The organism is Nocardia terpenica (genome assembly GCF_013186535.1).
GTDB lineage: Bacteria > Actinomycetota > Actinomycetes > Mycobacteriales > Mycobacteriaceae > Nocardia > Nocardia terpenica.
The window spans coordinates 437,510-462,071 of sequence record NZ_JABMCZ010000001.1; the positions used below are offsets into that span (position 1 = coordinate 437,510).

Sequence of the window (24,562 nt, forward strand, 5' to 3'; positions counted from 1 at the left end):
TCGCCGATGCGGATGGGGCCGGTGTCTCGGATGGAAAACGCGGGCAAGCTGCGGGACTACCTGAAACTCGTCACTGCTGACCTGCACGAGGCCAAGCAGGAGTTGAAGGCCCGGGAGGAGGCCGAGCGCGAGCCTCTTGCCGTGGTGGGTATGGCCTGCCGGTTCCCGGGTGGTGTCGCGACGCCGGAGGACCTGTGGTCGCTGGTCGACGCGGGCGCCGACGCGATCGGCGGCTTCCCCACCGACCGCAACTGGGACGCCGAGGGCCTGTTCGATCCGGACCCGGATCACCCGGCCACCTCGTACTGCCGCGAGGGCGGCTTCCTCGACGATGTCCCGGGCTTCGACGCCGACTTCTTCGGCATGTCCCCGCGCGAGGCGCTGGCGACCGACCCGCAGCAGCGGCTGCTGCTCGAAACCGCCTGGGAGGCGCTGGAAAACGCGGGCGTGCAGCCGCGCGGCCTGCGCGGCTCGGCCACCGGCGTATTCATCGGCGCGGGCGCGGACGGATACGGCTCCGATGTCACCGCGATTCCCGAGGAGCTGGGCGGGCACCTGCTCACCGGCACCTCCACCTCGGTGATCTCCGGGCGCCTGTCCTATGTGCTCGGGTTGCAGGGCCCGTCCCTCACCGTCGACACCGCGTGCTCCTCCTCGCTGGTCGCGCTGCATCTGGCCGCGCAGGCGCTGCGGGCGGGGGAGTGCTCGATGGCCCTGGCGGGCGGCGTCACGGTCATGGTCACGCCCGCCGTCTTCCTCGAATTCAGCCGCCAGCGGGGCCTGGCTCCGGACGGCCGCTGCAAGGCGTTCTCGGAGTCCGCCGACGGGACCGGCTGGGGTGAGGGTGTCGGTCTGGTGCTGCTGGAGCGGCTGAGCGACGCGCTCGCGGCGGGTCGTCGGGTGTTGGGGTTGGTGCGTGGGTCGGCGGTGAATTCCGATGGTGCGTCGAGTGGTTTGACCGCGCCGAATGGTCCGTCGCAGCAGCGTGTGATTCGTGCGGCGTTGGGTTCGGCGGGGTTGTCGCCGAACGAGGTGGATGCGGTGGAGGCGCACGGTACCGGCACGGTGCTGGGTGACCCGATCGAGGCGCAGGCGTTGCTGGCGACCTACGGGCAGGGGCGGGAGCGGCCGCTGTGGCTCGGGTCGATCAAATCGAATATCGGTCATACGCAGGCTGCCGCGGGTGTTGCCGGTGTGATCAAGATGATCAAGGCGATGGAGCACGGGCGGCTCCCCAAGACCTTGCACGCGGACACCCCGTCCAGCAAGGTCGCCTGGCATCGCGGATCGGTGTCGCTGCTGTCGTCGGCCATGGACTGGCCCGAGACCGAACATCCGCGCCGCGCAGGCGTTTCCGCCTTCGGCGTCAGCGGCACCAACGCGCACATCATCCTGGAGCAGGCACCGCAGACCCCGGCCCAGAAGACCGCCGGGGACAGTGAGCAAACAGCCGCCGGGAACAGTGAGCAAACAACCGCAGACACCGCCAACGGGAACCCGTGGCTGCTGTCGGCGCGCAGCGAAGATGCGCTCGGTGCGTTCGCCGCCCGTCTGCTCCACCGCCCCGATCTACTCGCCGATCCCGTCGGAACGGCCGCGGCCCTGACCGGACGGACCCTCTTCGAACGCCGCGCCGCCATCCTGGCCGACACCGACGACGATCGGTCCGCCGCCCTGGAGGCGCTCGCCGCGGGCCGATCCCATCCGGCCCTGGTCACCGGATCGCTCGCCGTCGGCGGCACCGCGGTGGTATTCGGCGGGCAGGGCGCCCAGCGGCTGCGCATGGGCCGCGAATTGCGTTCCGCGTACCCGGTTTTCGCGGAGGCGTTCGACGCCGCCTGCGCCGCCCTCGACGCCCGGCTCGACCGCGACCGTGCGCTGGCCGAGGTGATCGACGGCGCGGGCGCCGACGACGCGGCCGCCACCGCCCTGCTCGCCACGACCGGATGGGCCCAGCCCGCCCTGTTCGCCTTCGAGGTCGCGGGTTATCGGCTGGCCGAATCGTGGGGCCTGCGCCCGGCCGTGCTCATCGGCCACTCGCTCGGCGAGATCACCGCCGCCCACCTCTCGGGCGCGCTGTCGCTGGACGATGCCGCGCGACTGGTCGCGGCGCGGGCCGACGCCATGGCCGCGCTGCCCGAGGGCGGCGCCATGGCCGCGCTCTCCGGCGATCCCGACCGGCTGGGCCGCATCATTGCCGCGCTTGGAGCCGAAGTCGTTGTGGCGGCCTACAATTCGGCCTCCGGCGTGACGCTGGCCGGGGCCGCCGACGCGCTCGAGACCGTGCTCGCCGAGGTCGGCGACGGGGTCCGGGTCGCCCGGCTGGCGACCAGCCACGCCTTCCACAGCCCGCAGATGGCCCCGGCCGGTGCCGCCCTCGCGGCCGTCGCCGCCGACCTGACCTGGTCGGCCCCGGCCATTCCGGTGCTGTCCACGGTCACCGGCGCGCCCGTCGAGGCGCGGACCTGGGCCGATCCCCGGCACTGGGCCGACCAGCTCACCCACCCGGTCCGCTTCGCCGACGCGGTCCGCGCGGTCGGCGAGATCACCGAACCGGGCCGGTGGCTGGAGATCAGCCCGCGGCCGTCGCTGACCGGATACCTGGCCGCCGACCGCACCGAGGCGGCCCACTGCCTGTGCGAGCGCGACGATTCCGGGCCCGCGGCCGCGCGCCGCGCCGTGGCGAGACTGTGGGCGAGCGGGGCCGACCTGGATCGGTGGCCCGGCCTGTCCACCGATCCGCACGCGGTCGGTTCGCTGCCCTCCTATCCGTTCCAGCACCAGCGGTTCTGGCTGGACCCGCTGCCCGTCGAGGCCGCCCCGGCCCCGCTGGTCTCCGGCGCCGACGCCGCCTTCTGGCGCACGGTCGGCGACGACGACGTGGCCGCGCTGTGCGACCTGCTCGCGGTCGATCCGCAGGTCTCGCTGACCGACCTGCTGCCCGCGCTCGCCCGCTGGCACGAGGGGGCGCGCCGCGACACCGCCGCCGACACCATGACCTACGCCGACCGCTGGCTGCGCCGCTCGGTCCGCCCCGCCGCCGGGTCCCCGGGTACCTGGCTCGTGCTCACTTCCGGTGCGGCGCACCAGGAACAGACGATCGCCGTGCTGCGCGCCGCGGGTCTGCCGTTGCGCACCAGCGCGATCGATGCGGGCACCGACCTGGAAACCCTTCTCGGAGAGCCGGATTCCGTCGCCGGTGTGCTACTGCTAGCCGAGACGGATCCCTCGGCCGACCCGGGCGCACTGCTCGCCGGGACGGCACGGGTCGTGGCCGCGGTGTCCGCGGCACTGCCCGACGCCCGCCTGTGGGTCGCCACCCGCGATGCCGTCCGGGTCGGCGACACCGAGGCGATCGATCCGCTCGCGGCGGCACTCTGGGGCCTGGGCCGGGTGGCCGCCCTCGAGGCCCCCGGCACCTGGGGCGGCCTGCTCGACCTGCCCGGCGAGATCGACGAGCGCACGGCCGACCGGATCGTGGCCGTGCTCGACGGCCGCGTCGGCGATGAGGACGCCGCCGAGGACCAGGTCGCGGTGCGCGCCAGCGGCGTCTACGTGCGTCGCCTGGAACGCCACACCCTGCCCGCCGAAACCTGGACGCCGCGCGGAACGGTGCTGATCACCGGCGGGACAGGAGCATTGGGCGGGCACGTCGCCCGGTGGGCCGCCCGAGCGGGAGCCGACCGCATCGTGCTGGCCGGACGCCGCGGGCCGGATGCCCCAGGGGCGCAAGAACTTCGGGCCGAACTCGTGCAGCACGGTACGGACGTCGAGCTGGTCGCCGTGGATGTCTGCGATGCGGACGCCCTCGCCGCGCTCGTCGGCGGTCTCGCGGACCTGCGCGCGGTGATCCACGCCGCCGGTGTCCTCGACGACGGCGTGCTGACCGCGCTCGCCCCCGAGGCCGTGGCCCGGGTCTGGGAGCCGAAAGTCGGTGCGGCGCAACGGCTGGACCTGCTCACCCGGGAGCGGGACCTCGATGCCTTCGTCGTGTTCACCTCCTTCGCCGGATACCTCGGCAACGCGGGTCAGGCCGCGTACGCGGCCGCCAATGCGGCCCTCGATGCGCTGGCCGCGCGCCGCCGCGCGGCCGGGCACCCCGCCACCGCGCTCGCCTGGGGACCGTGGTCGGGCGGCGGCATGGCCGCCGACGCCGCGCTCGCGGAACGCTCCGGCCGCGCCGGTGTGACCGGGCTGCCGGTCGATATCGCGCTCGCCGCCACGGCCCGGGCCACCGGTGGCTCCGGACAGTCGGTGCTGGTGGCCGATATCGCGTGGGAGCGCTTCGCCCCGTCGTTCACCTCGGTGCGCCCGTCGGCGCTGTTCGGCGAGCTGGCCGAGGTCCGCGCCGCCGCACCGGCACGCCCGCCGGTGGCCGCCGACCTGGACGGGCTCACCGCGGACGAGGCCCGCCGCCGCATCCACCGGCTCACACACGTCACGGTCGCGCAGGTGCTCGGCCACGCCTCGCCGGGCACCCTCGATCCGGCGCGCCCGCTGCACGATCTCGGCCTCGACTCGCTGACGGCCGTCGACCTGCGCAACCGCCTTCAGGTCGCCCTGGACACCCAGCTGCCCGCCACCCTGGCCTTCGACCACCCGACCGTCGACGCGCTCGCCGCCTTCCTGCACGACCGCCGCGCCGGGTCCGCCCCGGCCCCCGTGCCGACCGCGCCGGTGGCGGACCTCGACGACGATCCGATCGTGATCGTGGGCCTGGGCTGCCGCTTCCCCGGCGGCGCGAACACCCCCGAGAGCTTCTGGGAACTGCTGGCCGGGGGCCGGGACGTCATCGCCCCGATGCCGGAGGATCGCGGCTGGGACCCGCAGCTCGTGCGGCAGCACCCCGGTGGCGGATTCCTGTCCGACGTAGCCGGTTTCGATGCCGGGTTCTTCGGCATCTCGCCGCGTGAGGCGCTGGCCATGGACCCGCAGCAGCGGTTGCTGCTCGAAGTGGTGTGGGAGGCATTGGAAGACGCGGGTATCGATCCGCTGTCGTTGCGGGACAGCCGAACCGGCGTGTTCGTCGGCACCAACGGTCAGGATTACGTTGGGGCCCTGGTGGGTTCGAGCGTCGATGTCGGCGGGCATATCAGCACCGGCAATGCGGCCAGCGTAATGTCCGGCCGGATCGCCTACTTCCTCGGCCTGTCCGGCCCGGTGGTGACCGTGGATACCGCGTGCTCGTCGTCGCTGGTGGCGCTGCATCAGGCCGTCGGCGCGGTACAGGGCGGCGAATGCTCCCGAGCCGTCGTCGGCGGTGTCACCGTCATGTCTTCTCCCGGAGGATTCGTGGAATTCTCCCGGGTCGGCGGCCTGTCCTCGGACGGTCGCTGCCGTGCCTTCGCCGAGGGCGAGGGCGGCACCGGGTGGAGCGAGGGTTGCGGTGTCGTGGTGGTCGAGCGATTGAGCGCGGCCCGCGCCCGCGGCGGCCGGGTGCTGGCCGTGGTGGCCGGTTCGGCGGTGGGCTCGGACGGTGCGTCCAATGGTTTGACCGCCCCCTCGGGCCCCGCCCAGGAGCGCGTGATCGCCGACGCCCTGGCCGCGGCGGGACTGACCCCGGGTCAGGTGGATGTGCTGGAGGCCCACGGAACCGGTACCGCGCTGGGCGATCCCATCGAGGCGGGCGCGCTGCAACGAGTGTTCGGCGCGGAATCGCGCGACCGGTCGCTGCTGCTGGGTTCGGTGAAGTCGAATATCGGCCACACCCAGGCCGCGGCCGGGATGGCCGGGTTGATCAAGATGGTGCTGGCCATGGAACACGGCTGGGTGCCCGCCACCCTGCACGTGAATGTGCCGTCGCGGCACGTGGATTGGGACTCCTCGGTGCTGGAACTGGTGGCCGAGGGACGGGCGTGGCCGGAGCACTCCGGCGTGCGCCGCGCGGGGGTGTCGGCCTTCGGCATCTCCGGAACCAATGCCCACGTGGTCTTGCAGCAGGCACCGGAATACGAAGCGCCACAGGAGAATCCGTCGACCACCGAGCCGGTGGTCTTCCGGATCGCTGCCAACGACGAGACCGCCGTGCGGGCCATCGCCGCCGGACTGGTCCCGCTGGCCGGGGACGCCACCCGCGTCGCCGCCACCCTCGCCCACCACCGCGCCGCCCTGCCGCACCGGGCGGTCGTGCTGGACGGCTCGGCCGACGGCCTGGCCGCGCTGGCAACCGCGGAATCCTCGCCGCTGGTGCTGACCGGCCGGGCCGCGCCCGGCCCGACCGGCGTGCTCTTCGGCGGCCAGGGCTCGCAGCGTCTCGGCATGGGACAGGCTTTGCGGGCGAGCTCGCTGGTCTTCGCCGAGGCATTCGACGAGGTCTGCGACGCCCTCGCGGCACACCTGCCCGGCTCCCTCACCGACATCGTCTTCGGCAGCGACGCAACGGTTCTGGCCGGGACCGGCTGGGCGCAGCCCGCGCTGTTCGCCTACCAGGTCGCGGGCTACCGCCTGCTCGAGTCCTGGGGCCTGACCGCGGGTGCGCTGATCGGTCACTCGATCGGCGAGCTCACCGCCGCGCACGTGAGCGGCGCGCTGTCGCTGGCCGACGCCGCGCGGCTGGTCGCCGCCCGCGCCACCGCCATGGCCGCGCTGCCGACCGGCGGCTCCATGGCCGCGCTGTCCGGCGATCCCGAACGGCTCGCCGCGATCGTCGCCGCGCTCCCGGACGGCGTGTGCGTGGCGGCCGCCAATGCGGCGGGCAGCCTGGTGCTGTCCGGCGACACCGACGCCCTGGAGACCCTGCTCACCGGGCTCGACGGCGTCCGGGTGTCCCGGCTGGTCACCAGCCACGCCTTCCACTCGCCGCGCATGGCACCGGCCGCCGCCGAACTCGCCCGCGTCGCCGCGGGCCTGACCTGGAACGCGCCGGGCCTGCCCGTCATCTCGACCCACACCGCGCGGGAGGTGACCGCCGCGGACTGGGCCGACCCCGAACACTGGGCCCGCCAACTGGTTTCGCCGGTGCGCTTCGCCGAGGCCGTCGCCACCGCCGTCGCCGAATACGGCCCGGCCCGCTGGGTGGAGGTGAGCCCGCACGCGTCGCTGACCGGTCACCTCGCGGCCGACCACCCCGACCTGCCGACCGCCTGCCTCGGCCATCGCGACCTGCCCGAACCCGAGGCCGCGCGCCGGGCCGCTGCGGCGCTGTGGATCTTCGGCGCCGACCTCCCGCACGCGCCCGGCATCCCGCACACCACCGAGTGGGCCGAGTTGCCCACCTATCCGTTCACCCACACCCGGTACTGGCCCGAGGCCGACGCCCGCCCCGCCGCCGCGGCGGACGACCCGGTCTCGCGGGCGGTCGCCGGTGCCGATCTCGATGCTCTGCTGGCCGCGGTCGGGGCCGAGCCGAATGCCGAAGAGCATGCGGCGCTGAGCGTTTCGCTGCCGCTGCTGGCCGAGTGGCGGCGCGCCGCCGAGTCCCGCGCCGATGTGCTCGCCCACCGGTGGGCCGTCACCTGGCGACCGGCGACCGTGGCCGCCGCCGTGCCCCGGGGGCGCTGGATCGCGCTGACCCGCACCGAGATTCCGTCCGATGCCGCCGCCGTCATCGCGGCCCTGACCGAGGCGGGCGTCGAGGTCACCACCGTGGCCGTCGACGAAACCGCGTCCGACCCAACCGAATTGACCCGACGGCTCGCCGCCGCGCAGACCGCGGACGGGATCGTGTCGCTGCTCGCCCTGGACCACCGGGCGGCGGACGACGACCACAGCCTCGTCCTGGACACCCTCGAGATCGTGCGGGCGCTCGACGGCGACGCCCCGCTGTGGTGTGTGACCGCCGATGCCGTCGGCGCGTCTGCCTCCGATGGTGCGCCCGCGGCGGTACCGGCGGCACTCTGGGGCCTGGGAAGGGTTGCCGCACTGGAGTATCCGCGCCGGTGGGGTGGTCTCATCGATCTGCCCGCCGCGCCGGATGCCGCCTCGCTGGCGGGCCTGCTCACGGTGCTGGCCGGGGACACCGGCGAGGACCAGGTCGCAATCCGCAAGGGCGACATCCTTGTTCGCCGCCTCCGTCGAGAGGCGGCCGCTACCGAACCGGCGTGGAAGCCGCGGGGCACGGTGCTCATTACGGGCGGTGTCGGTGGAATCGGCGCCCGGCTCGCGCGCTATGCCGCGGAGAACGGTGCCGAGCGGCTGGTGCTCACCAGCAGGCGCGGACCCGATTCCCCGGCCGCCGAGCGGCTGCGCGCCGAATTCGCCTCGACCGGTGTCGATCTCGTGATCCGTGCCGTCGACGCCGCCGATCGCCAGGCCGTCGCCGCGCTGCTCGACGAGATCGATGCCGACGGCCCCGAACTGCGCGCCATCATCCACGCCGCCGGGCTGGGCGAGGCGTGCCCGATTGCGGCGGCCGATCGCGGGGATGCCGCCGCCGTGCTCGCCGCAAAGGCCACCGGCGCGGTCGTTCTCGATACCCTCGCCGCCGACCGTGAACTCGACGCCTTCGTGCTCGTCTCCTCGGTCGCCGGGGTCTGGGGTTCGGCCGGGCAGCCCGCGTACGCGGCCGCCAATGCCGCCCTCGACGCCCTGGCCCTGGCCCGGCGGCAGCGCGGTCTTCACGCGACCTCGATCGCCTGGGGCCCCTGGGCCGGTGCCGGACTCACCGATGTCGACGGTGCCCTCGATCGCCTTGCCCGCCAAGGACTTCGCGCCTTCACCCCGGAGGCTGCCGCTGCGGCCCTCGCGGTACTGGCCGGTGGCGAGGACCCCACCCCGATCGTGTGCGAGCTCGACATCGACCGATTCGCAGACGCTTTCACCATGACCCGGCCGAGTCCGCTGCTGCGCGACGTGGTTCCCGCCGATCCGGAGCCGTCCGAGGCGGGGCGCTCGCCGCTGGCGGACGTCCCCACCGGGCGGCGCGGCGCGGTCCTGCTCGACCTGGTGCACCGGCTGGTGGCCGATGTGCTCGGCCTGACCGGCACGCCCGACCCGCGAATCACCTTCCGCGACCTGGGTTTCGACTCGCTCACCGCGGTCGACCTGCGCAATGCGCTGGCCCGCGAGACCGGGCTGACGCTGCCCGCGGCGCTGGTCTTCGACTACCCGACCGCCACCGAACTCGTCGCCTACCTCCAACCGCGCATCTGGCCCGACACCGGGCAGGCCGAACCGGCCACCCCGGCCCCGGCCACGACCGTCGACCGGGGCTCCGCGCTCGCCATCGTCGGCATGGCCTGCCGCTTCCCCGGCGGCGTGGCCGACCCGGACGGCCTGTGGGACCTGGTCGCCGCGGGCGGCGAGGGCATCGGGGACTTCCCGGACGACCGCGGCTGGGATATCGAGAGCCTGCTCGATCCCGAGCGCCAGGGCATCGCCACCTCGCGCGGCGGATTCCTCTCCGGCGCAGCGGAATTCGACGCGCCGTTCTTCGGTGTCGCGCCGCGCGAGGCCGCCGCGCTGGACCCGCAGCAGCGGCTGCTGCTGGAGGTCGCGTGGGAGGCCGTGGAGCGGGCGGGCATCGACCCGGCCGCGCTGCGCGGCAGCCGCACCGGCGTATACGTCGGGGCGGGCGCCTCGGGCTACGGCCACGGCGTCTCCGCGGTCGCGGAGGAACTGGCCGGGCAGCTGCTCACCGGCACCGCCAATGCCGTGATCTCCGGGCGGGTCTCCTACACGCTCGGGCTGCGCGGACCGTCGGTCACCGTCGACACGGCCTGCTCCTCGTCGCTGGTCGCCCTGCACCTCGCCGCCCGCGCGCTCCAGGCGGGCGACTGCGACGCCGCCCTCGTCGGCGGCGTCACCGTCATGGCCAGCCCGGCCGGTTTCGTCGAATTCAGCAGGCAGGGCGGGCTCGCCGCGGACGGCCGGTGCAAATCCTTCGGCGCCGCCGCCGACGGCACCGGCTGGTCCGAGGGCGTCGGCGTGCTCGTGGTCGAGCGCCTCGACGACGCCCTCGCCGCCGGGCACCGCGTGCTGGCGGTGGTGCGCGGGTCGGCGGTCAATGCCGACGGCGCATCCAACGGACTCACCGCGCCCAACGGCCGCGCCCAGGAGGAGGTGCTGCGCGCCGCGCTGCGCGACGCGGGACTGCGGCCCGACGAGGTGGACGCGGTGGAGGCGCACGGCACCGGCACGGTGCTCGGCGACCCGATCGAGGCCGAGGCGCTGATCTCGGTGTACGGGTCCGGCCGCACCGAACCGCTGTGGCTCGGCTCGCTCAAGTCCAATATCGGCCACGCCCAGGCGGCCGCGGGCGTCGGCGGAATCATCAAGATGGTGCAGGCGCTGCGCCACGAGTGGCTGCCCGCCACCCTGCACGCCGAACCCGCGACCACGCACGTCGATTGGAACGGCGGGGTCACCCTGCTCACCGAGGCCCGACCCTGGCTCGGCGGCGACCGGCCGCGGCGGGCCGGGGTGTCCGCCTTCGGCATCAGCGGCACCAACGCGCACATCGTGCTCGAGGAGGCCCCGGCCCAGCACACCGCGCCGGTCGCGCCGCCCGCCGGTCCGTTCCCGTGGCCGTTCGCGGGCCGCACCGCCGCCGGACTGCGCGACACCGCCGCCGTCCTGCGCGACCGCCTGCCCGACTTCGGTTCCGCCCCGGCCGATCTGGCGTTCTCCCTGGCCACCACCCGCGCCGCGCACGAACACCGGGGCGTGGTGATCGCCCGCGACGCGGCCGCCGCGAGCCGGGCGCTGGCCGCGGCCGCCGCGGGAGCGGAGGATTCCGCCCTGATCACCGGCACCACCCGTTTCGGCCGCACCGCGCTGCTGTTCTCCGGCCAGGGCGCGCAGCGACTCGGCATGGGCCGCGAATTGATCGCCGTCTCACCGGTGTTCCGTGCCGCGTTCGAGGAGGTCGCCGATCTGCTCGACGCCGAACTGGGCGTCGAACCCGGGCTGCGCGAGGTGGTTTTCGGCACCGACGCCGACCTGCTCGCCCGCACCGGTTGGACCCAGCCCGCCCTGTTCGCGATCGAGGTCGCGCTCGCGGCGCTGCTCCGCGCGCACGGCGTGATTCCCGATGTGGTGGTGGGTCATTCGATCGGCCAGATCGCCGCCGCCCATGTGGCCGGGGTATTCGACCTGCCCGACGCCTGCCGGTTGGTCGCCGCGCGCGCCACGGCCATGGAGCGGCTGCCCGCGGGCGGCGGCATGCTCGCGGTCCGCGCCGCGGAGGACACCGTGCTCGAGCTGCTGGACGGCTGGGGATACACCCTCGATGTCGCGGCCGTGAACGGGCCCGCCGCGCTCACCCTGTCCGGCGATGCCGATCTGCTCGCCGAGGTACGAGTCCTGTTGGAGGGCCGCGGTATTCGCGCGACGCCGCTGCGGGTCAGCCACGCCTTCCACTCGGCGCGCATGGATCCCGCGCTCGACGCGGTGGAGCGGGTGGCGCGGACGCTGACCTTCCACGAACCGACGCTGCCGATCGTCTGCGACCGGCGCGGCCGCCTCGCCGAACCCGGCGAGCTCACCGATCCCGCCCACTGGGTGGCCCACCTGCGCGAACCGGTGCGCTTCGAGGCCGCGATCCGCGCCTGCCACGCGCTCGGCGTGACCCGCTGGCTCGAGGCCGGTCCCGATGCCACCCTCACGCCGCTGCTGGCCGAGATCTTCGACTCGATCGCGGGAACGACCGGCGGTCCCGCGGTGGCGCTGCTGCGGCGCGACCGCGAGGAACCCGAATCGGTGCTGGCCGCACTGGCCGCGCTGCACGTCGACGGCGTCGACGTGGACTGGGCCCCGGCCTTCGCCGGTGCGGCCCGGGTGGTCGACGTGCCGGTCACCCCGCTGCGGCGGCGGCGCTACTGGCTGGCGCCGACGCCGACACCCGCGACCGCCCTCGGCGACGGCGAACACCCGCTGCTGACCGCGATCACCACGCTCGCCAACGGCGAGACGGTCCTGTCCGGCCGCCTCGACGCACGCACACACCCGTGGCTGACCGAACACCGCCTCGCCGGTTCGGTCGTATTCCCCACGGCCGCATACCTCGAACTGCTCGTCGGCGCGGCGGACGCGGTCGGCTGCGGCCGCGTGGCGGAGATCATCATCGAGTCGCCGCTGGTGCTCGAGGGCGGGGCCCCGGCCAAAAGCGCGCCGGGGACGAGCAATGGCAGCGTGCCGGGGACGAGCAACGGCAGCGCGCCGGGGACAAGCAATGGCAGCGTGCCGGGGACGAGCGGCGGTCGCGTGTCGGGGCTGGACGATGGCAGTGTGCCGGGGTTGGGTGACGGCAGCGTGCCGGGCCTGGGCGATGGCAGTGGGTCGGGGGCGAGCGGCGGTCGCGTGTCGGGGCTGGGCGATGGCGGTGTGCCGGGGTTGGGTGACGGCAGTGTGCCGGGGCTGGGTGACGGGCGTGTGCCGGGGGCGAGTGGTGGCAGCGTGCCGGGGGCGGTGGAGATTCAGGTTGAGGTTGGTGGGGCCGATCGGTCCGGGTATCGCGAATTTGGTTTTTACTCGCGGGCTTCCGCTGGGCAGGCGTGGCGCAGGCATGCCAGTGGGCGGCTTGCGGTGTTGCCCGGGGAGGCGGGGCGGGTTCCGGCGCTTGCCGAATCCGGTGTGCCGGTCCTCGGGGGCGAGGAGGTCGCGGCGTGCTATGACGCCTGGGAGGCGGAGGGCACCAGTTATGGGCCGACGTTTCGGGCGGTGCGGTCGTTGCGGCGGTCCGGGGGGACCCTCGTTGCCGATATTGCGTTGCCGGAGGAGGGTTCCGGGGCGGAGGCATGGCGAGCCGGATTGCATCCGGCGCTGTTGGATGCCGCGCTACAGGCCGTGGCCATGGGGGCGGAGCCTGCGCCGCCGTCGCTGGTGTTCGCCGCTACGGACATCACGCTGCATGCCATCGGGGCCACCGTGTTGCGTGTCGCGCTCGATGTGACCGATTCCGGCACAGCCGATTCCGGGGCCGGGCGGTCGGTGACCCTGCACGCGGTCGATCCGGCCGGTGATCCGGTGCTCAGCATCGGCTCGCTCCGGCTGCGCCCGGCCGCCGCCTCGGCCGTCGCCCCTCCGGCCGCCGCGGCCGAGGCCACGCCGGAACCCCGTCGGCGGCGTCGGCGGGCCGCGAGCACCGCGGCCGCCGCGCCGAATGCGGTGGCGCCCACCGAATCCGAGGTGGTGGTCGGTACCTCCGACACCGCCGCCGGACCGGCGAATCGCTGGTCGGCGTTGCCCGCGGAGCAGGCGCATGACGAACTGCTCGGCATCGTCCGCGCCCGCACCGCCGCGGTCCTCGGCCTCGAGGACGCCGCCGATGTGACCGCCGGGCGCGCCTTCACCGAGCTCGGCGTGAGCTCGATCGGCGCGGTCGAGATCCGCAACGGCATCGAGCGCGACACCGGGGTGCGGCTGCCCGCGACCATGGTGTTCGACTACCCGACCCCGGACGCCCTCGCCGCCGCCCTGCGCGAGCTGCTGACCGCGTCCGCCGACAGCGCCGCGCCGGTCGCCGCCGCGCGCCGCGACACGGCCACCGATCCGCTGGTGATCGTCGCGACCGCCTGCCGGTTCCCCGGCGGCGTGACCACCCCGGAACAGCTGTGGGACCTGGTCGCCGAGGGTCGCGACGCGATCGTCCCGCTGCCCACCGACCGCGGCTGGGACCTGGCGGCCCTCTACGATCCCGATCCCGACCACCCCGGCACCTGCTACACCCGCGAGGGCGGATTCCTCGACGCCGCAGGCGATTTCGACCCGGTGTTCTTCGGGATCTCGCCGCGCGAGGCGCTGGCCATGGACCCGCAGCAGCGGCTGCTGCTGGAGACCTCGTGGGAGGCGCTGGAGCGGGCCGGAATCGACCCGACCACGCTGCACGGCAGCGCCACCGGAGTGTTCGCCGGTATCACCTATCAGGACTACTCGGCCCTGCTCACCCGCTCCGACGACGACGTCGAAGGCTATGTGGGCACCGGAACCTCGCCGAGCGTGCTGTCCGGCCGCATCGCCTACATCCTCGGCCTACAGGGGCCCGCGCTGAGCGTGGACACCGCCTGCTCGTCGTCGCTGGTGGCGCTGCACCTGGCCACCCAGGCGCTGCGCGACGGCGAGTGCGATCTCGCGCTGGTCGGCGGCGTGACCGTGATGTCCACCCCGGGCTCGCTGATCGAGTTCAGCCGCCAGCGGGCGCTGGCCGCCGACGGGCGCTGCAAGCCGTTCGCCGCCGCCGCCGACGGCGCGAGCTGGGGCGAGGGCGTCGGCGTCGTGCTGGTCGAGCGGCTGTCGGACGCGCGGCGCAACGGCCACCCGGTGCTCGCCACCATCGCCGGATCGGCGCTGAACTCCGACGGCGCGTCGAACGGCCTGACCGCCCCCAACGGGCCGTCGCAGCAGCGGGTCATCCGGGCCGCGCTGGCCGCGGCCGGGCTGGCGCCCGACGATATCGACGCGGTCGAGGCGCACGGCACCGGCACCCAGCTCGGTGACCCCATCGAGGCGCAGGCCCTCATCGCGGTCTACGGCCGCGGCCGCGACCCGCAGCGGCCGCTGTGGCTGGGCTCGCTGAAATCGAATATCGGGCACAGCCAGGCCGCCGCGGGCGTCGCGGGCATCATCAAGATCGTCGAGGCGCTGCGGCACGAGAAGCTGCCGCGCACACTGCATCTCGACGCGCCGACCCCGCACGTGGACTGGTCCGGCGGCGGCGTCGCGCTGCTCGGCGAGGCGGTCGACTGGACCGCCGGCGAGCGGGTCCGCCGCGCCGGTGTGTCGTCGTTCGGCATGAGCGGCACCAACGCGCACGTCATCATCGAGGAGCCGCCCGTCGTCGAGGCGGCCCCGCAGCCCGCACCCACGGCCGAACCGGTCGCCTGGACGTTCTCCGCGCGCTCGGCCGAGGCGCTCGGCACGCTCGCGAATCGCCTTGCGGCGCTGGCCGAGTCGCAGCAAGATCCGGCCGGGGTGGCGCACGTCCTGGCCCGGCGTCCACGCGGTCAGCACCGCGCGGCCGTGATCGTGGGCTCCGGCCCCGACGCCGGATCCGTTGCGGCCGGGCGGTTGCGGGCCTTCGCCGCCGCGCCCGACGCCCCGGTCGACGGGGTGGTTCGCGGCCTCGCGCCCGAGGAGGCCAAGGGCCCGGTGTTCGTCTTCCCCGGCCAGGGCGCGCAGTGGGTCGGCATGGGCGCCCGGCTGTTGGACGCCTCGCCGGTGTTCCGGGAGCGGCTGACCGAATGCGCCGCCGCGCTCGCCGAGGTCGTCGACCTCGATGTGCTCGAGGTGCTGCGGTCGGGTGCGTCGCTGGACGCGGTCGATGTGGTGCAACCGGTTTCGTGGGCGGTCATGGTCGCGCTCGCCGCGGTGTGGCGGGCCGCCGGGGTGACGCCGTCGGTGGTGCTCGGGCACTCGCAGGGCGAGATCGCCGCCGCGGTGGTGGCCGGTGTGCTGTCGGTGCGCGACGGCGCCCGCGTGGTCGCGGGGCGGGCGAGCCTGCTGCGCACGATCGCCGGGACCGGCGGCATGGCCTCGGTCGGGGTGCCCGCGGACGAGGTGCGTGAGCGGGTCGAGGCGGCGGGGCTGTCCGTCGCCGCGATCAACGGACCCCGCTCCACGGTCGTGTCCGGCCCGGTCGACGCGCTCGAGGCGCTGCTGGCGGAGCTGTCCGCCGCGGGTGTGCGCACCCGGCGCATCGCGGTCGACTACGCCTCGCACTCGGCGGGCATGGACCCGCTGCGCGCGGGTGTGCTCGCCGCGCTCGCGGGCATCACCCCGGCCGCCGAGACCGCCGACGGCATCCGCTGGTGGTCGACGGTGCGCGGCGACTGGATGACGCCCGCCGCCGCCGATTCCGCCTACTGGTTCGAAAACCTGCGCGCCCCGGTCGGTTTCCACGCCGGAGTCGCCCGGCTGCTCGCCGACGGCCTGCGCACCATGATCGAGGTCAGCCCGCACCCGGTGGTGCTCCCGGCGATCGCGGAGGCCGCCGAGGACGCGGGACTGCCCGAATCCGGGCCCGACGCGCTGGTGGCCGTGCCCACGCTGCGGCGCGACTGCGACACCCACGAGCACCTGCTCACCATCCTCGCCCTCGCGTGGACCGCGGGTCTGCCCGTCGACGCGACGGTGCTGGGCGCGGCCGAGACCGCGTCGATTCCGGCGTCGAGCGTGCCGACGACGCCGTTCGCGCGGCGGCACTTCTGGCCGACGCTGACCCCGCAGATCCCCGCCGCCGACGGCAGCGACGCGGCCTGGGCCGCGCCGCTGTGGGCGGGCGTCGACAGCGCCGATGTGGCCGGGCTGGCCGGTGAGCTCGCCCTCACCCCCGACACCCCGTTCGCCGAGGTGGTGCCCGCGCTCGCCGCGTGGCGCACGCGGCGGCAACAGCATTCGCTGGTCGACGGGTGGCGCTACCGCATCACCTGGAGCCCGATCGCCGACGCCGCCCCGGCCCCCCTCACCGGCACCTGGCTGCTGGCGACGACCGCGGGGGAGAGCGACACGGTGGTCGACGAGGTGCGCGCCGCCGTCACGAATGCCGGTGCCGCCGTGGTGGATCTGGCGGTCGCGACCGACTCCGGGACCCGGGCGGCGCTCGCCGAGACCCTGACCGCCCTCGCCGCCGATCACGAGATCGCGGGCGTGATCGCGCTGACCGGACTCGCCGCCGGAACCCCGGCCGCGCTGGACGCGGCGCGTCCGACCACGCCGCGCGGCCTGACCGCGACCCTGCACCTGGTGCAGGCGCTCGGCGACGCGGGCATTCCCGCGCCGCTGTGGACCCTCACCCGGGGCGCGGTGTCGGTGGGCCGCTCCGATGCGCTCGCGGCGGCGGAACCGGCGCTGATCTGGGGCTTCGGCCGCATTGCCGCGCTGGAGCACACCGACCGCTGGGGCGGCCTGCTCGACCTGCCGCCGGACACCGGGCTCGACGAGCGCGCCGCGCGCCGACTGGTCGCGGTGCTCGCCGGTGCGGGCGATTTCGGCGCGGAAGACCAACTGGCCCTGCGTGGTTCGGGCGTGCTGGCCCGCCGGATGGTGCGCGCCTCGCGCACGGACACGGCCGTGCGGGACTGGCGTCCGCGTGGCACCGTGCTGGTGACCGGTGGCACCGGCGCGCTCGGCAAGCACCTGGCCCGCTGGCTGGCGCGGGGCGGGGCCGACCGGCTGGTGCTGATCGGCCGCCGGGGGCCCGAGACGCCGGGCGTCGCCGACCTGGCCGCGGAGCTCGAGGCGCTGGGCACCGAGGTGGACGTGATCGCCTGCGACGCCGCCGATCCGGAGGCGGTGGCCGCGCTGCTGGCGACCATCGACGCCGGGCCGCATCCGCTGCGTGCCGTGGTGCACGCGGCCGGTGCGCTCGACGACGGCGTCATCGACTCGCTCGACGCGGACCGCTTCGAACCCGTGCTGCGCTCCAAGGCGGGCGCGGCGGCGGTGCTCGACCGGCTCACCGCCGGACGCGATCTCGACGCGTTCGTGCTGTTCTCCTCGACCTCCGGCACCATCGGCGGTCCCGGCCTGGGCAACTACGCGCCCGGCAACGCCTACCTGGACGCGCTCGCCGCCATCCGCCGTAGTCGCGGTGATGTGGCGACGGCCGTGGCGTGGGGTCACTGGGGCGGCGAGGGCGGCATGGGTCAGGGCGCCGTCGGTGAGCGCCTGCGCCGCTTCGGCGTGCTGGACATGGAGCCGGAGACGGCGCTGCGGGCCCTACAGGACGCGCTCGACCACGACGAGACCACCGTCGCGGTGAGCTCGCTGGACTGGGAGCTGTTCGCGCCCGCGTTCACCGCGGGCCGGGCCAGCGCGCTGCTCGCCGACCTGCCCGACGCGCAGTCGGTGCTGGCCGCCGCCGCGGCCTCCGACGCCGCCGACGGACGGCCGCTGCTGCTGCGGCACCTCGAACCGATCGCCCGCTCGGAATGGCAGCGCGAGATCGGCACGGTGGTGCGCTCCTACGTCGCCGGTGTGCTCGGATACCCGGGCCCCGAGGATGTTTCGTTGGACGCCACCTTCCGCGACCTGGGCTGCGACTCGCTGACCGCGGTCGAGCTGCGCAATGCGCTGGGCAAGGCGGTCGGGATGCGGCTGCCCGCCACGCTGGTGTTCGACTACCCGACCCCCGCGGTGCTGGCCGAGCATCTGCTCGGCGAGATCGCGGCGGTGGTCGGCGACGCCCCGAGCGCCCCGGCGGCGGCGCGGGTGCGCGACCGGGCCGAACTCGACGAGCCGATCGCCATCGTCGGCATGGGCTGCCGCTTCCCCGGCGGCGTGCGCACCCCGGCCGAGCTGTGGTCGATCCTGGCCGACGGGACCGATGTGATCGGCCCGTTCCCCACCGACCGCGGCTGGGACCTGGAGGCGCTGTACTCGCCGGATCCGGATCGGCCCGGCACGTCGTATGCGCGCGAGGGCGGCTTCCTCACGGAGGCTTCGGGATTCGATGCGGAGTTCTTCGGCATCTCGCCGCGCGAGGCCCTCGCGATGGACCCGCAACAGCGGGTGCTGCTGGAGGTGTCGTGGGAGGCGTTGGAGCGGGCCGGAATCGACCCGCTCGGCATGCGCGGCTCGGCGACCGGCGTATTCGTCGGGACCAATGGCACGGACTACGCGGGCCTGCTGGTGGCCGCGGGCGAGGATGTCGGCGGGTACATCGGCACCGGCAATGCGGCCTCGGTGGTATCGGGCCGCGTCGCCTACACCCTGGGCCTGGAGGGTCCGGCGGTGACGGTGGATACGGCGTGCTCGGCGTCGCTGGTGGCCATGCATCAGGCCGCGGCGGCGCTGCGGTCCGGTGAGTGCGACCTGGCGCTGGCCGGTGGCGCGACGGTCATGGCGAGTCCCGGCCTGTTCCAGGAGTTTTCGCGCCAGCGCGGGCTCGCCACCGACGGCCGCTCGAAGGCGTTCGCCGAGGCCGCCGACGGTGCGGGCTTCTCGGAGGGCGCGGGCATGCTCGTGCTCGCCCGGCTGTCCGACGCTGTGGCACAGGGACTTCCGGTGCTGGCGGTCATGCGGGGCTCCGCGGTGAACTCCGATGGTGCGTCGAATGGTTTGACCGCGCCCAATGGTCCGTCGCAGCAACGGGTCATTCGGTCCGCGCTGGCGGTGGCGGGGTTGACTCCGGCCGAGGTGGATGTGGTCGAAGCGCACGGTACGGGTACGACTTTGGGTGATCCGATCGAGGCGCAGGCGGTGTTGGCGACCTATGGTCAGGATCGCGAGCGGCCGTTGTGGTTGGGTTCGATCAAGTCGAATGTGGGTCATACGCAGGCGGCTGCGGGTGTGGCGGGTGTGATGAAGTCGGTGCTTGCGTTGCAGCACGGGCGAATTCCGGCCACCCTGCACGTGGACGCGCCGTCTTCGCATGTGGATTGGTCGGCCGGTGCCGTCGAGCTGGTGACCGAAACGGTGGACTGGCCGGACACCGGACGTCCACGGCGCGTGGGTGTTTCGTCGTTCGGTATCTCCGGCACCAATGCCCACGTGATCATCGAACAGGCCCCCGAGACCGAAACCATCGACACACCAGCGCATTCCGATCTGCCGGTGGTGCCGCTGATCCTGTCCGGCCGCACCCGTGCCGCCCGATCCGCTCGCGCCGCCGACCTGCTCGCGGCCGCCGGGACCCTGGCGCAGGACGGTGCCGTGTCGCTCGCCGACCTGGCTCGCGCGCTCGGGACCGGATCCCCGCGCTTCGATCACCGCGCGGTCGTGCTGGCCTCGACCTGGGACGGCGTGGACGCGGCCCTGGCCGCGGTGCCGCAGGACGAGCCGGGACCGAATGCGATTGTGGGCTCGGTGATCTCGGGATCGACCGGTGTCGTGTTCGCCGGGCAGGGCTCGCAGCGCGCCGGAATGGGCCGGGACCTGTACGCGGCCTTCGGGGCGTTCGCGGACGCCTTCGACCGGATCTGCGTGGAGTTCGATCGCTGGCTGGATCGTCCGCTGCGTGAGGTGGTATTCGGTACCGAGCCGGGTCTGGTGGATCGGACCGGGTTCACTCAGCCCGCCCTGTTCGCGTTCGAGGTGGCGCTGTACCGGTTGCTCGAATCCTGGGGCCTGCGTGCGGATGTCGTGCTCGGCCACTCCGTCGGCGAGATCTCCGCGGCCCACGTCGCCGGAGTGCTCGAGCTGGGCGACGCCGTCCGGCTGGTGGCGGCCCGCGCCCGGCTCATGGAGGCGCTGCCCGAGGGCGGCGTCATGGTCGCGGTCGCCGCCGCGGAGGACATGGTCGCCCCGCTGCTCGCCGGGCTCGAGGACACCGTCGGCATCGCCGCGGTGAACAGCCCCGGCTCGGTCGTGCTGTCCGGCTCCGGCGAGACCGTGGACTCGGTGGTGGAGATCCTGCGGGACAAGGGGATTCGCACGCGCCGCCTGACGGTGAGCCACGCCTTCCACTCCCCGCTGGTGGAGCCCATGCTCGCCGAATTCGAGCGGGTGGTCGCGGAACTGGAATTCCACACACCGCGGATCCCCGTCGTCTCGGCGCTGACCGGAGCGACCGCCGGACTCCGGGACATGTCCGACCCGCGGTGGTGGGTCCGGCACGTCCGGCAGACCGTGCGCTTCGCCGCCGCCGTCGAGGCCGCGGCCGGGACCGGAGTGTCCCGATTCCTCGAGGTGTCGCCGCGCGTCGTGCTGCGGCCCATGATCGAGGAGGCGGTGGCCGACGGGGTCGTGCTGTCGACCGCCGCGGGCGCCGAGGTGGGCGAGACCGAATCGGTGCTGAGCGCCGTTGCGGGACTGTGGGTCTCGGGCGGAACCATCGACCCGGCGGGCTGCCTGGGCGACGGCGGTCACCGGCCGACCGAGCTCTACCGCCGGTTGCCGACCTACCCGTTCCAGCACCGCCACTTCTGGCCCCGCGCGCCCCGCGGCCTCGCCAATGCGGGCGCGCTCGGGCTCGACGCCACCGAGCACCCGCTGCTCGGCGCGGTGCTCGAGCTGCCGACCGGCGGGCACCTCGTCACCGGGCGGCTGTCGCTGCGCAACCACCCGTGGATCGCCGATCACGCCGTGGGCGGGACCGTGCTGTTCCCGGGCACCGGATTCCTCGAATTGGCGCTCGCCGCCGGTGAAATCGTCGGCGCGCCGGACGTGCGGGAGGTCACCATCGCCGCGCCGCTGGTGCTGACCAGGGACGCGGCGGTCGACCTGCAACTGATCGTCTCCGAACCCGACGCCGACGGCGTGCGCTCCCTCGAGGTGCGCGGCCGCACGGTCGACGATCCCGACGCCGAGTGGGTCCCGCACGCCGACGGCCTGCTCGCCCCCGCCGCCGACACCGGCCGCCCGGCAACCGATCTCGCCGCCTGGCCGCCCGCCGGGGCGGAATCGGCCGGGGTGGACGACTTCTACGCCCGCTTCGCCGAGGCCGGATTCGCCTACGGTCCCGCCTTCCGCGGCCTGCGGGCGGTGTGGCGGCGCGGCGAGGACGTCTTCGCCGAGGTCGCGCTGCGCGCCGAGGAGAGCGGGGCGGCCGCCGAGATGGGCATGCACCCGGCGCTGCTCGACGCCGCGCTGCACGCCATGATGTTCGCCGAACTCGGCGCCACCGACCGCGGCCGACTCCCGTTCAGCTGGTCCGGAGTTCGCTTGCACGCCACCGGCGCCAGCGCCCTGCGGGTCCACCTGCGGGCCAGCGGGCCGGAGTCGGTGACCCTGACGGTCGCCGATCCCGCGGGCGCCCCCGTCCTGACGGTCGACGAGCTCATGCTGCGCGCCGTCTCGGGAGCCGCGGCGATCTCGCCCGAAATCCGTGCCGCCCGTGCGGCACTGCACCGGGTGCGCTGGATTCCCCAGGCGTGCCCGGACGCCCGGCAGGTACCCCCGACGCTGTGGGTGCCCGCTGGCGCGGCGGTGCGGGTGAGCACCGAGATTCTCGACAAGGTCCGCACCTGGCTCGACGCCGACGCCGGGGACGGCCCGCCGCTGGTCGTGATCACCAGGGGCGCAACGGGTTCCGATCCGGATACCGCCGTCGCCGCCGCGGCCGGACTCGTCCGCTCGGCGCAGGTGGAGAATCCGGGACGGCTGGCCCTGCTCGACACCGACGCGGCCGAGGTGCCCGACGCCATCCTCGCCGGGGTCGCCGCGCTGGCGGGCACCGGAGCCGAATCCTGGTTCGCCTGGACCGGCGGCGACCTGCGGGTCGCGCGCCTGGCCACCGCGACGGGCGCGCGCCCCGAAGACGTTGCCGCACACGGGCTCGTGCCCCCGGCGTGGAATGCCGACCCGCGGTCGGCCTGGCGGCTGGAGGTCGGGCCGGGCGGCGCGGGCACGGTGGACACGCTGGTGCTCGCCCCGAATCCCGCTGCGGGCGAACCGCTCGCGCCCGGCCAGGTGCGGCTGTCGGTGCGGGCGGCGGGCCTGAACTTCCGCGACGTGCTCGGCGCCCTCGACATGTACCCGGGCGGCATCGACGCGCTCGGCAGCGAGGCCGCGGGCATCGTCACCGAGGTCGCCGACGATGTCACCGCGCTCGCCGTCGGCGACCGCGTCACCGGCGTCGTCTTCGGCGCCATGGGTTCGGTGGCCCGCGCGGACGCCCGCATGCTGGCGCGGATCCCCGACGGCTGGGACTTCGTCACCGCGGCGTCGATTCCCATCGCCTACCTCACCGCCTGGTACGCCCTGGTCGACCTCGGCGGCGTCAAGGCGGGGGAGCGGGTGCTGGTGCACGCCGCGACCGGCGGCGTCGGCGGCGCGGCCGTGCAGATCGCCCGCCACCTCGGCGCCCAGGTGTACGCCACGGCATCCGATGCGAAGCGGGATGCGTTGCGGGCGGCCGGTTTCGACGACGATCACACCGCCTCCTCCCGGACCACCGACTTCGGCGCGCACTTCACCGCGACCACCGGCGGCGCGGGCGTGGACGTGGTGCTCGACGCGCTGGCCGGTGACCTGGTCGACGCCTCGCTGCGGCTGCTGCCGCGCGGCGGCCGGTTCCTGGAGATGGGCAAGACCGATATCCGCGATCCGGAGCAGGTGGCCGCCGCCCATCCGGGCGTCGCCTACCGCGCCTTCGACCTGTGGGAAGCGGGCCCGGAGCGGATCGGCGCGATGCTCGGCGAGGTGCTGGGCCTGCTGGCCACCGGAGACCTCGCGGTGCCGCCGGTGCGGACCTGGGATGTGCGGCGCGCCCGCGAGGCGTTCCGCTACCTGGCCCAGGCCCGCCAGATCGGCAAGGTCGTGCTGCGGGTGCCCGCGCCGCTCGACCCGGCGGGCACCGCGCTGGTGACCGGCGGCACCGGCGGACTCGGCGCGGCCCTGGCCCGGCACCTGGTGCGCGAGCACACGGTGTCCAGCCTCGTGCTGACCTCGCGCCGCGGGCCGGACGCGCCCGGCGCGGCCGACCTGATCGCCGAGCTCGAGGCCGCCGGGGCCCGGGTCGCGGTGGTGGCCGCCGACGTCACCGACGCGGCCGACGTGCGGCGGGTGCTCACCCACGTGCCCGCCGACGCGCCGCTGACCGCCGTGATCCACACCGCCGGTGTGCTCGCCGACGGCATGCTCGCCAGCCAGAACAGCGAGCGCATCGCGACGGTGCTCGCGCCGAAGCTCGACGGCGCGCGGGAACTCGACGCGGCGACCGCCGACGCGGATCTCGCGGCGTTCGTGGTGTACTCCTCGGTCGCGGGCACCTTCGGGTCCGCGGGGCAGGCGAACTACGCCGCCGCGAACGCCGCGCTGGACGCGTTCGCGACCGGACGCCGCGCCGCGGGACGGCCCACGCAGTCGCTGGCCTGGGGGCCGTGGTCACCCGAGGTGGGCATGACCGCGGACCTGGACGGCGGCGCGAAATTCGGTGCCATGCTGCCGTTCTCGCTCGACGCCGGGCTGGCCGCCTTCGACGCCGCGCTGACGGTGGACGAGGCGGTGCTGGTGCCGCTGCGGGTCGACCGCAACACCCCGCCGGAGGCGACCCCGCCGCTGCTGCGCGGCATCGTCACCGCCCGCGAGGCCCGGCCCACCGCGGCGGGCTCGGGTCAGGCGGGCGACCGGCAGGCCGCCGCGGCCGACCTGATCGCCGAGCTCGCCGGGCTGGGCGAGGCGGCCCGCGCCGACGCGCTGACCGACCTCGTCTGTGCCCATGCCGCAACGGTTCTCGGGCACGACGACCACGGCCAGCTCGACCCCGACCAGAACTTCTCCGATATCGGCTTCGACTCGCTGACATCGGTGGAGTTGCGCAACCGGCTCGGCGCGGCCACCGGCGTCCGGCTCCCGGCCACGCTGGCGTTCGACTACCCGACCCCGGCCGCGCTGGTGGAACTGCTGGGCGAGAAGCTCGCGCCGAAGATCGCCGCGCAGGCGGGCACGGCGGCCACGCCGGACGAACCCGCGACCGCCCTGCGGCCGGAACACCTGGCCGAACTCGACCGGCTGGAGCAGCTGGTCGGCGGCCTCGGCGAGCAGGCCCGCGCGGCCGCGGTCACCCGGCTGCTCGACCTCGCCGCCCGGTGGGGCGTCCCCCCGGCCCCTACCGGCGGCGAGCCCACCACCAACGGCAACGGCGCCGCCCACAGCAATGGAAACGGCAACGGGCACAGCGCATCCGCTGATCCCGCCCCCGCCGACACCTCCGCCCGAGACGCCGATCTCGAGGCCGCGACCACGATCGACGACGTGTTCGCCCTGCTCGACAAGGAGCTGGATTCGTGAGAGTTACCGACGTGAG

The 24,562-nt window shown here is 74.6% G+C and carries 1 protein-coding gene; it reads left to right on the top strand.

The genetic code is table 11. From position 1 onward, the window contains the following. The first annotated feature begins 21 nt into the window (after positions 1-21). A complete protein-coding gene (locus tag HPY32_RS44310) occupies positions 22-24,546 on the top strand; it encodes a type I polyketide synthase (RefSeq protein WP_373686596.1) in 24,525 nt (8,174 codons plus the stop codon). Positions 24,547-24,562 lie beyond the last annotated feature (16 nt).